Origin of the sequence: Streptomyces sp., assembly GCF_036524955.1 — a bacterium.
In the GTDB taxonomy this organism is placed as follows: domain Bacteria; phylum Actinomycetota; class Actinomycetes; order Streptomycetales; family Streptomycetaceae; genus Actinacidiphila.
The window spans coordinates 1-14,754 of record NZ_DATDBG010000114.1; the positions used below are offsets into that span (position 1 = coordinate 1).

Sequence of the window (14,754 nt, forward strand, 5' to 3'; positions counted from 1 at the left end):
AGCGGGAAGCCTGCTTCGAGATGAGGACTCCCATCCCCTTGAGGGGGTAAGGCTCCCAGTAGACGACTGGGTTGATAGGCCGGATGTGGAAGCCAGGTGACTGGTGGAGCTGACCGGTACTAATAGGCCGAGGGCTTGTCCTCAGATGCTCGCGTCCACTGTTTGGTTCCCGGGTTGCGAACAGTCGCACCGGTGAACAGATGAACACTCAACTGAAAAGTGTGCTTGTTCGCTTGGACTCTGTCGATGCCCCGCTGTCGCGGGGTGGCCCGATAGTGTTTCGGTGGTCATAGCGTTAGGGAAACGCCCGGTTACATTCCGAACCCGGAAGCTAAGCCTTTCAGCGCCGATGGTACTGCAGGGGGGACCCTGTGGGAGAGTAGGACACCGCCGAACAATCTTTCTGGACCCTCGGTCCTGGCCTGAGCGCTGGGACCGAGGGTCCTTTTGTTTTCTCCGAAGCGCGACCTCCCGAATGCAACGGGAGAATTGCACTTGCAGCAGCACGATCCGACAGGAGTCACGTCGATGTCCAACTCGCCCGAAGACCGGCCCGAGCGCCCCGAGCGCCGGGACTCGCGACCGTACGGCGGCGGCGACCGCGGAGGGCACCGCAGCGGCGGTCCGCGGCGGGACGGTGACCGTTCCAGCGGTGGTTACCGCCGCGAGGATCGACGTGACGACCGCCGGGACGACCGCCCGCGCGGGGCGCGACCCCAGGACGACCGCGGTGGTTTCCGTCGTGACGACCGCGGCGACAGCCGGCCGGGCGGTGGGTTCCGTCGTGACGACCGCGGCGACAGCCGGCCGGGCGGTGGGTTCCGTCGTGACGACAGGCCACGGTTCGACCGTCCGCGCGACGACCGTCCTGGTGGCGGTTTCCGTCGTGACGACCGTCCGCGCGACGACCGCCGGGACGACCGTCCGCGTCCCCCGCGTCGTGACGACCGGCCGTCGTACGACCGTCCCCGTGACGATCGGCCCCGACCGCCGCGTCGGGATGACGACCGTGGTGGGTTCCGTCGTGATGACAGGCCGCGGTTCGACCGTCCGCGCGACGACCGTCCTGGTGGCGGTTTCCGGCGTGACGACCGTCCGCGCGACGACCGTAGGGATGATCGTCCTCGTGATGACCGTAGGGATGATCGTCCTCGTTACGATCGTCCGCGTGAGGATCGGCCTCGCTATGACCGGCCGCGTGACGAGCAGCGTCCGGGCGGCGGTGGGTTCCGTCGTGACGACCGGCCGTCGTACGACCGTCCCCGTGACGATCGGCCCCGACCGCCGCGTCGGGATGACGACCGTGGTGGGTTCCGCCGTGACGACCGGCGTGACGACCGGGCGCGCGGTCCGCGGCGGGAGGGCGACCGTTCGTACGGGCGGCGTCCGGCGGTGCAGGGGCGTGGTCGGTTCGAGAACCGCGGCGGCCGTGACGAGCGGCGGGACGACCGTGAGCCGATCAAGCGGCTGCCGATCCCGGACGAGGTGACCGGGCAGGAGATCGACCCCAGCGTCCGCCAGGAGCTCATGAGCCTGCCCAAGACGCTCGCCGACGACGTGGCGCGCAACCTTGTCATGGTCGCGCGACTGCTGGACGAGGAGCCGGAGCAGGCGTACGCGTACTCGCGGGTCGCCCTGCGGCTGGCGTCGCGCGTCGCGGCCGTGCGGGAGGCGGCGGGCTTCGCGTCGTACGCCACGGAGCGGTACGCGGAGGCGCTGGCGGAGTTCCGGGCCAGCCGACGGATGACCGGCACGGTGGATCTGTGGCCGGTCATGGCGGACTGCGAGCGCGGGCTCGGCCGTCCCGAGCGGGCCCTGGAGATGGCGGGCGCGCCCGAGGTGCACAAGCTGGACAGGGCCGGTCAGGTGGAGATGCGCCTGGTCGCGGCCGGCGCCCGGCAGGACCTGGGGCAGGCCGAGGCGGCGGTGGTCACTCTGCAGAGCTCCGAGCTGGCGTCTCACGCGGTGCACCCGTGGACCGCGCGTCTGCGGTACGCCTACGCCGACGCGCTGCTCGCAGTCGGCCGTGAGGGCGAGGCCCGCGACTGGTTCGCGAAGGCCGCGGAGGCCGACCACGACGGCACGACGGACGCCTCCGACCGGCTGGCACAGCTCGACGGGGTGGAGTTCACGGACGCCTTCGACGAGGAGGCCGCCCAGGCGGCTGAGGCGGGCGAGGACGAGGATCGGGACGTGGCGGTCGCCGACGACGTACCGGACGACGCAGCCGACGAGGACGACCCCGCTGACGCACCGGAGCACGACGACGCGGACCTGGACGAGGATGCGGACGGCCTGGACGAGGACGAAGACGGTCTGGACGACGACGAGGACCGCTTGGACGAGGACGCCGACGACGACGGCGACCTCGTCACGGGAACCGACGAGAAGGACGAGGACGCCGAGCAGGGCGGGGCCTCCGCCTCGTTCCTCGACTCGCCGTTCCGCGAGCCGGCGCACATCACGCACATCGAGCGCGACGACGACTGACCTGGCCCGGCCGCGCGTCGCGGCAGAACCCGCCCGAGGGCGGCACCCGTGGTTCGCGGGTGCCGCCCTCGGGCGGTTCAGTCCAGGTCCAGGCTCCGCATGACCAGGCCGCCGGCCGGTTTGGGGCCGAACGAGGTGGATTTCCGGGGCATCATCACGCCCTCGCGGGCCAGTTCGAGGACGACGTGTTCGGGTACCGGATGCATCAGGACGCTGGTGCCGCCGTGCCGTTCGGCGAGCGCGACGGCGGCGGCCGAGTCGTGGATGTAGCGGATGTCGTCGGGGGAGTCGGGTATCCGCCAGACGTGGTCCAGGAGCAGGCGGTGCAGGACGGTGGCGTCCAGGCGGCGCCACGGCTCGGGCCGGTCGCGCGGTACGCAGGCGTCGATGCGGGCGGGGTCGGGACGGTCCACCAGGTGGTAGCCGTCGCCCGCCAGCAGGAAGGCATTGCCGGTGGCGGCGGCCTCGGCGAGGGTGTCGAGGGCGCGGTCCAGGGACTCCGGCAGGTGACGGACCCGGAAGACGTCGCCGGCCCGGGCCAGGGCGGTGGCCAGCGGCAGGCGCGGCAGGACGCGGTGGATGGCCCGTACACGCAGCGGATAGCGGGCGGTGTCCACCAGCAGCACCAGGCCGTAGTCCCACGGTGTGCCGGCCTGATGGGCGGCCTGGAGCCGCAGGTAGGTGGCCCAGCGGTGGTGGCCGTCGGCGATCAGGGCCTGGTGGGAGGAGAGGTCGGAGTTGATGGCGGCGAAGTCGGCCGGGTCGGTCAGCGACCAGAGCCGGTGCCGTACGCCGTCCTCGGTCGTGGTGGACAGCAGCGGTTCGGCGTCGGCGGTGGTGCGGTCGATGACGCGGGCCGTCGCCTCACCGTCGCGGTAGGCGAGCAGCAGTGGTTCGAAGTTGGCGGCGGTGGCGCGCATCAGGGCGGCGCGGTCGGCGACCGGGCCCGGCATGACGTCCTCGTGCGGCAGGACGATGCCGTCCTCGGGCGCGCTCAGCCGCAGCGCGCCGATGATGCCGCGTTGCACGTGGTCGCCGTCCCGCTGCTCGTAGACGTAGAGCGCGGGGTGCGGGTCGGCCGCGAGGACGCCCTCGTCGAGCCAACGGGCGAGAGTACGGGCGGCCTTGCGATGGCGGTCGTCCCCGGTGGCGGCGTCGGGGAGGATGAGGCGCACGACGTTGTGCGGGTCCGCGGTCTCCAGATGGCGCTGGCCTTCCGGCCGTATGACCACGTCGTACGGGGGCGAGGTGACCGCGGCGAGGCTGCCGACGCGCTCCGGTACGTAGCGCAGGCCGCGGAAGGGCGCCAGGTGCAGGCCGTGCTCGGCGCCGGCCGAAAGTCGGCTTTCCGGGGCGCGTGCGGTGTCCGGGCCGCGACGCCCGTCCGGGTCGGGTCGCCCGCCCGGGCCGCTCGGTTCGATCGGGCCGTGGAGACCGGAGTTGCTCATCAGCGCATGCTACGTCCGCGGCGGGCATGGGGGATGATCGGGCCATCGACGATATGCGAGGAGCGAGCCCGTCATGACCCATCGGACCAGTCCGAACGCCGGCGAAGAACCTCTGGATGTGGCGTACGACACCGCGTTGCTCGACCTTGACGGGGTCGTGTACGCGGGCGGCGACGCGATCACGCACGCCGTGGAGTCGCTGGAGACGGCGCGCGGGCACGGGATGCGGCTCGCCTATGTGACGAACAACGCGGCGCGGACGCCGCAGACGGTGGCCGCGCATCTGACGCGGCTCGGGGTGCCGGCCGAGGCGGAGGACGTGATCACGTCGGCGCAGGCGGTGGCGCGGCTGATCGCGGACCAGGTGCCGACGGGCGCGAAGGTTCTTGTCGCCGGCGGGGAAGGGCTGTTCGAAGCGCTGCGGGAGCGGGGGCTGCAGCCGGTGGACTCCGCGGAGTCCGGCAGGGCCGGGGAGGACGGCCTCGCGGCGGCGGTGCAGGGGTACTCGCCGGATCTGCGGTGGGCGCAACTGGTGGAGGTGGCTCACGCGGTGAACCGCGGGGTGCCGTGGTTCGCGTCCAACACGGATCTGACGATTCCGAGTCCACGGGGGATCGCGCCCGGGAACGGAGCGGCGGTGGAGGTGGTACGGATCGCGACCGGCGGCCGGCCGCAGGTGGCGGGCAAGCCGCTGCCGCCGATGCACCGGGAGACGGTCATTCGGACGGGGGCGCGGCACCCGCTCGTGGTCGGTGACCGGCTCGATACGGACATAGAGGGGGCGCATGCGGGCGGGGTGGATTCGCTGCTCGTGCTGACCGGGGTGACGCGGGCGGCTGAGGTGCTGGGGGCGGTGCCGGAGCATCGCCCTACGTATGTGGCGGCGGATCTGCGCGGGTTGTTGCAGGCGCAGCCGGCTGTCACGGCGACCGCCGAGGGGTCTTTCACGTGCGGGGGGTGGACGGCCGCGGCTTCCTCCGAGGGCTATCGGTTGGAGGGGGACGGTGAGCCGCTCGACGGGCTTCGCGCCCTCTGCGCGGCGGCTTGGACCTTCGCGGGGTCCGCGGCGTGCGAGCTCGACCCGGAGAAAGTGGTGGCTCGGCTCGGGCTGTAGTGCGGCCTTTTGATTCCGGGGGTGCGTCCCTCTCGCTCGTGCGGCCTGTCCGTTTCCGGGGTGCGGCTTCGCCGCCCGCGCGGGTTCGTCCCGCGTCCGGAGTGCGGTTCTCTCGCGGGTGGGAGCACCCCGAGCCTGGCGGCGCGGGGTGCTCCCACCGGCACCACTCGTGCGCGTACGACTCCTCACCGACAGAACGTGCTTACCGACAGAACGACGGGACGACAGGCCGACAGAGTCCGGGGCAGCGACGTGACCCTGTGCGCACACACCGACAAGTCGACCGAGGCCCCCGCCGCACCGTCCGCGGCCGGCCCGGGCGGGATAACGCTCCGGACGCCTCCTCGCGGTGGAGCTCACCATCGTGTACGACCGGTGCCGCGTCGCCGAGAGGCTGTCGGTGGGCCGTGCAGGGCCGCTCGTTCGCGGTCGTCGTCGGGCTCAGGAGAGCGGCAAGTCGACATTGCTGCAGGGGACGCCCACAAACACATCCTCGATGAGTCGATGGTCGTGGCCGGGCGGTGGCCGGTCGCTCGCCGGTCGCTATGTCGACGAACTGCCCGGCGGGCAGCCGCGGCGCGCGTCCGTTTCTGCGGCAGGAGACACAACGGTGCGAGGTGGACGGGGGCCCGGTTCTCATGAAGCCCGCACCGATCCGCGGGCGATCGACGGGTGACCCGTGGCCGTCAGTAGCTGTCCAGCATTGCCCTCGCGATGGCTGCCTGAACCGGTTGCAGTGTGGTCCCGCCGTCTTCGACACCCCACAGCGCGTTCTGCAGGACGCGTCCGAGGGTCCATCCCCTTGCGCGTCGCCGGTCCAGGTCCAGGACCTCGGTCATCAGGTCGAAACGGCGGCGCACCGCGCGTGGCACGTTTCCGGTTGCGACGATCTCGTCCCACCGGTTGTGCAGCGCGGGGAGAAGCTCGAAGCCTGGATCGCCGGCGAGGGGCTTGGGGTCGATGGCCGGCCAAGGCTCTCCCCGGTCGGGCGAGTGCGGGGCCAGGACGTTGTCGTAGTGCAGGTCCCAGTGCAGGAGCCGGTCGCCGGCCTCGCCGAGCAGCTCCCGGACGGCGCCCGCGCAGCTCTCGACCAGGTGACGATCGGACGGATCGGACAGCAGTCTCAGGGCGTGCGGGACATGGTCGACCATGGCGGCGGCGATGTCGGGCAAGCGGCGCAGGTTCTCCGGTGCCCGGACCGCGCTGAGGTGGGCCAGCAGCTCGGAGAGGATCCGCAAAGCGGCTTGGTCGTCAGGGACGGCGGAGAGCGAGCGGTCGACGTCCAGGCGTTCCAGCAGCATCGACCCCGAGTCGGGGTCGTCCTCCAGCAGCCGTACCGCGCCGTGTCCCTCCCAGGAGCGCAAGGCGATCGGCTCCCCACGGGTCTCCTCGTCGACAGGCTGGAGCTTGAGGACCGCCGGAGTGCCGTCGAAGCGGAGGACCGGGAGCACGAGCGCGACGGCCCCGTGGGTCGGCGGTCCGTCAGGGCGCAACTGCCAGCGGTCGAGGCGGTCCGCAGCCAGAGCCGGCAGCGCCGCGATCCACGCACGGCCGGAGTCACCGAAGTGCCGGCAGTGGGAGACGGCCAGAGCATCGGGGATTTCGAGTCGAGGACCGCGAGAACCGGAGGCCATGGCGTTCCTGCTTTCCGCTGTCGGGGCCGCGGTCAATTCGTGGCTCGTGCGGATGGGTTGTCGGGCGAGCTTGCCGGCAGCCGAACGGGTGAGCAGCGGCCATGATAGGTGGGCCGATCCTCACGGGCCGTGGCCGCCGGGGGCGTATCGGCTCCAGGGGTTTCGGCCTCGGTCGCTGTCCGGTCGCGCTCTTGTTGTGGTACCCGAGTGCTTGGGCGACCACGGGAGGGTGGGGCTTGGAAGACGAGCTGCCGGACGGCCGCTGTCCGACCGTGCCCGGACCGGACCCCGACGGCTTTCAGCGGGTGGCGCGGGCTGCCTGAGCGCGTGGCGGACTTGTCGGCATGCCACGTGTCCAGATCCGCCTGGGTGCGGGAGCCAGGCCGACCAGGCGGCCCGCGAGACAGACCAGGAAGCCCGGGCCTGGGCGATCCGGTTCCGGCGTTCCCGTATCGTGCTGCTGCCCGGGGGCGTCCGGGAAGGGAGGTGGACGTGTCTGCGCCGACCCCCGCCGCCTTTGTGCGGAGGGTGCACGCTTATCGAGTGACTCACACCAACGACGTAGCGACTGCCCACGCCTGGGCTGCCCTCGGTGGGCGGGCCGAACTCGTTGAGCAGGTGTCGTACGAAGGCGCCAGTGGCGTGTTGCCTGCGCGTCTGCCAGTCCGGGAGCTGGCGCGGGCGACCGTGGGTGTGTGCTCGCTGGCTGCCGCGGAACTGCTGGCGCGGCGGAGTCCGGGACCGGTACCGGCGGTGCGGGTGCGAGAGGGAGCGGTCGCCACGGCGTTCGTCAGCGAGCGACACCTGCGAATCGATGGCCGGGCCCCGACGTCGTTCGCCCCGTTGTCCGGCTTTTGGCGCACGGCGGACGGCTGGGTGCGTACCCACGCCAACTACCCGCACCACCGTTCCCGGTTGCTGGGCGCTCTGGGCGTACCCGACACGGGCGACGACCGAGCGCTGGCCGGGCTGTTGTCGGACGAGCTGGCCACGCGCTCGGCACAGTCGGTACAGGAGACCGTCTACGGAGCGGGCGGCCTGGCCGTGGCCGTGGCCTCGGCCCCGCTCGGGACCGCACTCCCGCTGGTCGAGACGCGGATTGTCGGGGAGAGCGGCCCACGGACGCTGCCGGCGGCGTCGCTGCCGGCCAGTGGGGTGCGGGTCCTGGACCTGACCAGGGTCATCGCGGGGCCGGTCGCGACTCGCACACTCGCCCTGCTGGGAGCCGACGTGCTGCGCGTGGACCCGCCCCGGCTTCCGGAGGACCTGGACGCCCACGCCGACACCGGCATGGGCAAGCGCTCGACGCTGTTGAACCTCTCCGCTCCAGAAGACCGGAACGTCTTCGAAGACCTTCTCAGCTCGGCCGATGTCGTGCTCACCGGCTACCGGCCCGGTGCGCTGGACCGGCACGGTCTGGCACCCGACGCGCTGCTGGCGAGGCGACCTGACGTGATCGTCGCCCAGCTCTGCGCCTGGGGCTGGTCGGGACCGTGGGCTTCGCGGCGCGGCTTCGACAGCCTCGTCCAGGCCGCGAGTGGTATCGCCTCGATCGAGGCTGACGCCGACGGCTCCCCGGGGGTGCTGCCTGCGCAGGCGCTGGATCACGGAACCGGGTACCTCCTTGCGGCCGCCGTCCTGCGCGCACTGAGCGATCGCCAGGCAACCGGCGGTGGGCGGCATCTGCGGCTGTCTCTCGCGGGTACCGCGTCCTGGCTGTTGCACGACATCCGTCCCGCGCCGATCGAAGGCGACGCCTACGCACTACGGCCCTGGCTGGCCAAGACCGCATCGCCCTACGGATTGCTCGATCATGCTCTCCCCCCGGTGGACTACGACGGGGCACCCCGGAAATGGAACCGCCCGCCGACCGAGTGGGGCAGAGATCTGCCGGTCTGGACCTGATCACGGGGGTTCAGGAGTCCGGCACCCCAGGCGCTTCGCCCGGGCCGGGAAGCAGGGGCGTCGTAGCCGCACCGTCCAGCGGCGAGCGTTCCGGGCGTTGACCGCCGGGTGCCCCACAGCGGTTCCAGGGCCTCGGCGATCCCCGTAGTACCGGGCCGTGTGGGGGTAGCCGAACGAGTCGGGGAGGGCGCCGGCCGCCGTTCGTACGGTCAGCGGCGTGCCGGTCGGCAACCGCACGACGGTGGGCACCGCTTGTCCCTGGCCACCGGAGAGCGGTACGCCGCAGCGTGCCGGCCGGGAGCGCGCTACAGCAGCGAGCGAAGCCGCAGTACGTCGCGCAGGCTGGCCTGCACCTTGACCCGGCCGGCCGCCCACGCCTTCGCGAAGTGGAGTTCGCCGCCGACCAGGGAGACCAGGTCGTCGCCCTCCATCGAGAGCCGGATCTGGGCCTGCTGCGGAGGCACGCCGGGAACCGTCGTCACGTCCTGGATCCGGCCCTCGGCCAGCCGGCCGACGAACGTCACGTCCAGATCCGTGATGCGGCAGCTCAGCGAGCGGTCGAGGGCGGCGGCGTCGCGTACGCCCCCCTCCGCCCTGGCGAGGGTCGCCGACAGATGGTCGAGCGCGATACGGCACTCCTCAATGGTGGCCATCAGTGCGGTGTCTCCCGATCGTGCGGTGCGTCCGGATGACCGTATCGCAGGGACCTTGGCCGGGGTGCGGCGGCTGGAAGCGGTAGCGTCGGACCACATGCTTCAACGGGCGAGGCGAGGAGTGAGAGCGATGCGGGACGCGCTGCGTAGCTGTCTGCAGATCGCGGGCGGTCTGACCGAGGCCACCCGGCGCCGTACCACCGAAACCGCGAGAAGCCTGCTCGACCAGGCGGGAATCGATGTCGACGCCCTGCGGCAGCGGATCGGCGCCGCCGTCCCGGCCGAGGTCCAGGCCCTCGCCGACGAACTGGTCACCTCCGGCCGGGCCAACCGCGACCTGCTCGTCGGCTTGATCCGCGAGGAGACAGACAAGGCGATGGTGCGGGTGGGCCGGGTCGCCGACGAGCTCACCAAGGTCGGCGTCATCCTGGAAGCACTGGAACGCCGCATCCGCAGTCTGGAGTCGCCCGCGCCCGCGCCCGAGCCTGGGCCCGCGGCGCAGCCGCCGTCCGAGCCCATGCCGACCCCGCGCGTCGAACACGTGACGGTGGAGCCGGAGGTGGCGGAGCCAGAGCCGAAGCCGGGGCCGGTCGCGGAGGAGCCGCCCGCCCCCACACGGAAGCGGGCCGCCGCGCCACGGAAGACGGCCCCCGGGAAGACCGCGGCCAAGAAGGCGCCGGCCAGGAAGGCGGCCGCGGAGAAGGCTGCTCCTGCGAAGAAGAGCGCTCCCGGCGTGAAGGAGGCGGCTGTGTCTCCGAGTGCCGCGCCCGCGCGGAAGGCGGCCACGACGCCGGGGGCCGTCGCCAGGAAGGCGGCCAGGAAGAAGGCCACGACGCCGGAGAAGACCACGACCGCCCAGAAGACGACCGCGGCCAGGGAAACGCCCGCCAGGAAGACCTCGGCCGCCCCGGCGGGGGAGACCGCCGGGGCGGCCGAGCAGGCCGCACAGGCGCCCGGGAGCGCGGATGAGTGAGCCGTACGACCTGCCCGGCCTGGAAGCCGGGAACGGGACCCGGACGGGGACCGGACCCGGGCCCCTCAGCGAGGCGACACGTGCCCCGATGGCCGGGGCGGAGACCGGCGGAGCCGCGCCGGAGGCGCCGCGCCCGCCGGGGCCGCTGGGCGTCGCCGTCGGGATGACGGGGAATGCTGAGGTGGACGCCGTGGTTGTGCGGCTGGGCGACGCGGACGAGCTGCCCACCGAAGCGCATATCGAGGTGTACGAGGATGTGCATCAGGGGCTGCGGGAGGCGCTGGCCTCGTTGGATGAGAACAGGGGCTGAAACATACGTGGCACGACGCCGACTCGATGCCGAGCTGGTGCGCCGCAGGCTCGCCCGCTCGCGGGAGCACGCGAGCCAGTTGATCGCCGCGCGCCGGGTGACCGTGGGCGGGGCGACCGCGACCAAAGCGGCCACCCAGGTGGAGACCAGCGCGGCCGTGGTCGTGGCCGAGGACGAGGACGAACCCGACTACGTGTCGCGGGGCGGCCACAAGCTGGCCGGGGCGCTGGCCGCGTTCCTGCCGCGAGGGCTGGTGGTGGCGGGCCGCCGGGCCCTCGACGCGGGGGCGTCGACCGGCGGCTTCACCGACGTACTGCTGCGCAACGGCGCCACCGAGGTGGTCGCGGTGGACGTCGGGTACGGGCAGCTCGCCTGGTCGCTGCGCAGCGACGAGCGCGTCACGGTGAAGGACCGGACGAACGTACGGGAGCTGACGCCGGACGCGATCGACGGCCGGCCGGTCGACCTGGTGGTGGGCGACCTCTCCTTCATTCCGCTCGGCCTCGTGCTGCCCGCGCTGGTCCGGTGCGCCGCGCCCGGCGCCGACCTGGTCCTGATGGTCAAGCCGCAGTTCGAGGTCGGCCGTGAACGGCTCGGCAGCGGCGGCGTGGTGCGCAGTACCCGGTTGCGCGCCGAGAGCGTCCGCAAGGTCGCGGAGCAGGCCGCGGAGCTGGGACTCGGGGTGCTCGGGGTCACAGCCAGCCCGCTGCCCGGCCCGTCCGGCAATGTGGAGTACTTTCTGTGGCTGCGCGCCGGTGCGCCCGCGCTGGACCCGGCCGAAGTCGACCGTGCTGTGGCGGAGGGGCCCCGTTGACCATCAAGAGCGAGACCAAGGACCGTACCGTCTTCCTGCTGACCCACACCGGCCGGGCGGCGGCGATCCGCAGCGCCGAGCGGGTGGTGCTGGGGCTGCTGCGCTGCGGGATAGGAGTGCGGCTGCTCGCCGACGAGGCCGCCGACCTGCCGCTGCCCTCCTCGGTGGAACAGGTCGCCGAGGTCGGCCCGGAGGCGGTCAAGGGCTGTGAACTGATCATCGTTCTGGGCGGCGACGGCACACTGCTGCGCGGCGCGGAGTTCGCCCGCGCTTCCGGGGTGCCGATGCTGGGCGTCAACCTCGGCCGGGTCGGCTTCCTCGCCGAGGCCGAGCGCGACGACCTGGACAAGGTCGTGGACCGAGTGGTGACCAGGGACTACGAGGTCGAGGAGCGGATGACCCTCGACGTGCTGGTGCGCACCGACGGCCATGTCGTGCACACCGACTGGGCGCTCAACGAGGCCTCGGTGGAGAAGGCGTCCCGTGAGCGGATGCTGGAGGTCGTCGCCGAGGTGGACGGCCGTCCGGTCTCCCGGTTCGGCGGTGACGGCGTGGTCTGTGCGACGCCGACCGGCTCCACCGCGTACGCCTTCTCGGCCGGCGGGCCCGTGGTCTGGCCGGAGGTCGAGGCCCTGCTCATGGTCCCGATCAGTGCCCACGCGCTGTTCGCCAGGCCGCTGGTCACCTCCCCCCGCTCGGTCCTCGCGGTCGAGGTCCAGCCGGAGACCCCGCACGGCGTCCTGTGGTGCGACGGCCGGCGCACCGTCGAACTCCCGGCCGGGGCCCGCGTCGAGGTCCGCCGCGGCGCTGTCCCGGTCCGCCTCGCCCGCCTCCACCACGCCTCCTTCACCGACCGCCTGGTCGCCAAGTTCGCACTCCCGGTCGCGGGCTGGCGGGGCGCGCCGACGTAGGGCGCGCCCGGACGGACGTCGCGCCGCACACCGTAAACCTCGTATGGTCGTATCCGTGTTGGAGGAGATGCGGATCCGGTCGCTGGGAGTCATCGAGGACGCCGTGGTGGAGTTTTCGCCCGGGTTCACGGCGGTCACCGGCGAGACCGGCGCGGGCAAGACCATGGTCGTCACCAGTCTCGGGCTGCTGCTGGGCGGCCGTGCCGACCCCGCGCTGGTGCGGATCGGTGCCAAGCAGGCGGTGGTCGAGGGCCGGATCACCCTTGCCCCCGGCGACCGCGCGTCGGTGCGGGCCGAGGAGGCGGGCGCCGAACTGGACGACGGCGCGCTGCTGATCAGCCGTACGGTGTCGGCCGAAGGCCGGTCGCGGGCGTACGTCGGCGGGCGTACGGTCCCGGTCGGGCTGCTCGGTGAACTCGCTGACGACCTCGTGGCCGTGCACGGGCAGACCGACCAGCAGGGGCTGCTGCGGCCGGCCCGGCAGCGCGAGGCGCTGGACCGGTACGCCGGGGACGCGGTGGCCGTGCCGCTGGCGAAGTACGGGTCCGCGTACCGCAGGCTGCGGGACGTCGCGGCCGGGTTGGAGGAGCTGACCACCCGGGCCCGGGAACGGGCCCAGGAAGCGGACCTGCTGCGGTTCGGCATCGACGAGGTCGCCGCCGCGGAACCGCGGTCGGGAGAGGACGCCGAGCTGGCGGCGGAGGCGGAACGCCTCGGGCACGCCGAGGCGCTGGTCTCCGCCGCCACCCTCGCGCACGCCGCCCTCGCCGGGAACCCCGAGGACCCGGAGGGCGTGGAGGCGGGCACACTGGTCGCCGGGGCGCAGCGAGCGCTCGACACGGTGAGCGCCCACGACCCGGTCCTGTCCACGCTGGCCGCCCGGCTCGGCGAGATCGGCATCCTGCTCGGCGACGTCGCGGGCGAACTGGCGGGTTACGCGGACAACCTGGACGCCGATCCGCTGCGGCTGGCCGCCGTGGAGGAACGGCGGGCGGTCCTGGGCCATCTGGTACGCAAGTACGGCGCCTACGGTGAGGACATCGACGGGGTGCTGGCCTGGGCCGAGCGGGGCGCGGCCCGGCTGGACGAGCTGGAGGGCGACGACGAACGGATCGCCGAGCTCACCGCCGAACGGGATGCGCTGCGGGCCGAACTCAGCGCGCTCGCCCAGGCGCTGACCGACGCGCGCGGCGAGGCAGCGGACCGTTTCGCCGCGGCCGTCACCGCGGAACTCGCCGAACTGGCGATGCCGCACGCCCGCGTCACGGTCGCCCTCCGGCAGACCGACGCGCCCGATCCGGAATCGGCCATCGACGTCGGCGGGCGGGCGGTGCTGTTCGGTCCCACCGGCGCGGACGAGGTGGAGCTGCTGCTCGCGCCGCATCCGGGCGCCCCCGCCCGGCCCATCGCCAAGGGAGCCTCCGGCGGTGAGCTGTCCCGGGTGATGCTCGCGGTGGAGGTGGTGTTCGCCGGGTCGGACCCGGTGCCCACGTACCTCTTCGACGAGGTCGACGCGGGGGTCGGTGGCAAGGCCGCAGTCGAAGTCGGGCGCCGCCTGGCGCGATTGGCCCGCACCGCCCAGGTCGTGGTGGTCACCCACCTCCCCCAGGTCGCGGCCTTCGCCGACCGCCAACTCCTGGTCGAGAAGACCAACGACGGCTCTGTCACCCGAAGCGGCGTCACCGTCCTCGACGGCGAGGCCCGGGTCCGTGAACTCTCCCGCATGCTCGCGGGCCTGGAGGACTCCGAGCTCGGCCGCGCCCACGCGGAGGAACTCCTCGCGGCGGCGAAGGCCTCCCGCTGAGAATGCCCTCCACGGCCCGCCACCGTGCTCTGTGCGGACCGCACCGCACAGCTCTTCCCGCGCCGCGCCGCACGCACCGGGCGACCTGAGCAGCGCACGGGAACGGGAAGGCGCGCAATCTGCGGGTGCGGGCGCGAGGGGCCGACGGCTGGACCGGACTCCTGCCGCACGCCACCGCCGTCGTCGTGCGGACCGCGGTCGGCGACCGTATCTCCACCGAGGCGCGGTTGTGGAACGCACCCGGAGTACGGCACGTTCACTCCTGGGGCCGCGTGGCGCACCCGTTTGGGCGATCCCGGGTCCGGGCGGGCGGGGACCGGCGCGCCCGTGGCTGCCGACCCCCGGGTACGGCCTGGCATTCTGGACAGGTCACCCCAATCAACCCGACGCCGCCCAGTCAGGAGCATTGTCCCGCGTGAGCAGCACGTCGATCCCTGCCCAGGGTCCGCTGCACGCCGTCCACGTCCTCGGCCCGGCGGCGGGCGCGCACGTCAGCTCGCTGGCCGGCGGGCTGGTGGCACGCGGGGTCCAGGTCACCGTCTGCGCCCCGGCCGCCGCCGGGACGCACTACGCGTTCGCCCGCACGGGCGCCCGCTTCCTGGCCGTCGACATCGGCCGCCGCGGCGCCGCCGACGCCACCGCGATCGGCGCGCTGCGCGCCGCGTTCGCCGACGCGGGCATCGTGCACGCGCACGGCC

12 protein-coding genes, 2 rRNA genes and 1 pseudogene are annotated in these 14,754 nt (G+C 72.9%); 12 read left to right on the top strand and 3 right to left on the bottom strand.

Annotation, left to right across the window (positions count from 1 at the left end):
• The 4 genes and pseudogenes from VIW71_RS09595 to VIW71_RS09610 form a co-directional block, all read left to right on the top strand.
• Window positions 1-143: ribosomal RNA gene (locus VIW71_RS09595) — 23S ribosomal RNA — on the top strand; the annotation flags it as partial.
• Between the two features lie 136 nt (window positions 144-279).
• Window positions 280-396: ribosomal RNA gene (rrf, locus tag VIW71_RS09600) — 5S ribosomal RNA — on the top strand.
• A 256-nt stretch (window positions 397-652) separates the two neighbouring features.
• Window positions 653-1,489, top strand: coding sequence for a hypothetical protein (locus tag VIW71_RS09605; RefSeq protein ID WP_331621645.1), 837 nt, complete (start codon window positions 653-655; stop codon window positions 1,487-1,489).
• Window positions 1,459-2,310, top strand: a pseudogene (locus VIW71_RS09610) (hypothetical protein); the annotation flags it as partial. The gene VIW71_RS09605 and the pseudogene VIW71_RS09610, both read left to right, overlap by 31 nt.
• Window positions 2,311-2,567: 257 nt before the next feature.
• On the opposite strand, the gene VIW71_RS09615 reads toward VIW71_RS09610, so the two are convergent.
• Complete coding sequence (locus VIW71_RS09615) at window positions 2,568-3,938, bottom strand: DUF1015 domain-containing protein (protein ID WP_331621646.1); 1,371 nt, start codon at window positions 3,936-3,938, stop codon at window positions 2,568-2,570.
• A gap of 73 nt (window positions 3,939-4,011) precedes the next feature.
• Here VIW71_RS09615 and VIW71_RS09620 point away from each other — a divergent pair, with 73 nt between their 5' ends.
• On the top strand, window positions 4,012-5,052 hold the full coding sequence (locus VIW71_RS09620) for an HAD-IIA family hydrolase (protein WP_331621647.1): 1,041 nt from the start codon (window positions 4,012-4,014) through the stop codon (window positions 5,050-5,052).
• A gap of 686 nt (window positions 5,053-5,738) precedes the next feature.
• Here VIW71_RS09620 and VIW71_RS09625 read toward each other — a convergent pair.
• Entirely contained in the window at window positions 5,739-6,686 is a 948-nt protein-coding gene (locus VIW71_RS09625; RefSeq protein ID WP_331621648.1) for an aminoglycoside phosphotransferase family protein, read from the bottom strand.
• A gap of 693 nt (window positions 6,687-7,379) precedes the next feature.
• Here VIW71_RS09625 and VIW71_RS09630 point away from each other — a divergent pair.
• On the top strand, window positions 7,380-8,591 hold the full coding sequence (locus tag VIW71_RS09630; protein WP_331621657.1) for a CoA transferase: 1,212 nt from the start codon (window positions 7,380-7,382) through the stop codon (window positions 8,589-8,591).
• 305 nt (window positions 8,592-8,896) lie between these two features.
• On the opposite strand, the gene VIW71_RS09635 is transcribed toward VIW71_RS09630, so the two are convergent.
• Window positions 8,897-9,244, bottom strand: coding sequence for an SCP2 sterol-binding domain-containing protein (locus VIW71_RS09635; RefSeq protein WP_331621650.1), 348 nt, complete (start codon window positions 9,242-9,244; stop codon window positions 8,897-8,899).
• 130 nt (window positions 9,245-9,374) lie between these two features.
• Here VIW71_RS09635 and VIW71_RS09640 point away from each other — a divergent pair, with 130 nt between their 5' ends.
• The 6 genes from VIW71_RS09640 to VIW71_RS09665 form a co-directional block, all read left to right on the top strand.
• Window positions 9,375-10,217, top strand: coding sequence for a histone (locus VIW71_RS09640; protein WP_331621651.1), 843 nt, complete (start codon window positions 9,375-9,377; stop codon window positions 10,215-10,217).
• Complete coding sequence (locus VIW71_RS09645) at window positions 10,210-10,527, top strand: hypothetical protein (RefSeq protein WP_331621652.1); 318 nt, start codon at window positions 10,210-10,212, stop codon at window positions 10,525-10,527. The genes VIW71_RS09640 and VIW71_RS09645 overlap by 8 nt, the downstream gene beginning before the upstream one ends.
• The gene (locus VIW71_RS09650; RefSeq protein ID WP_331621653.1) at window positions 10,511-11,341 is read left to right on the top strand and encodes a TlyA family RNA methyltransferase; all 831 of its coding nucleotides are present in this window, start codon (window positions 10,511-10,513) and stop codon (window positions 11,339-11,341) included. Before VIW71_RS09645 ends, VIW71_RS09650 begins: the two co-directional genes overlap by 17 nt.
• Window positions 11,338-12,252, top strand: coding sequence for an NAD kinase (locus VIW71_RS09655; protein ID WP_331621654.1), 915 nt, complete (start codon window positions 11,338-11,340; stop codon window positions 12,250-12,252). Before VIW71_RS09650 ends, VIW71_RS09655 begins: the two co-directional genes overlap by 4 nt.
• Before the next feature lie 43 nt (window positions 12,253-12,295).
• Window positions 12,296-14,056 carry a DNA repair protein RecN gene (gene recN, locus VIW71_RS09660; protein WP_331621655.1) on the top strand — a complete coding sequence of 587 codons (1,761 nt, stop codon included), beginning with the start codon at window positions 12,296-12,298 and terminating at the stop codon, window positions 14,054-14,056.
• Window positions 14,057-14,471: 415 nt separating this feature from the next.
• The coding region (locus VIW71_RS09665) for a glycosyltransferase (RefSeq protein ID WP_331621656.1) at window positions 14,472-14,754 on the top strand (283 nt) is incomplete at its 3' end.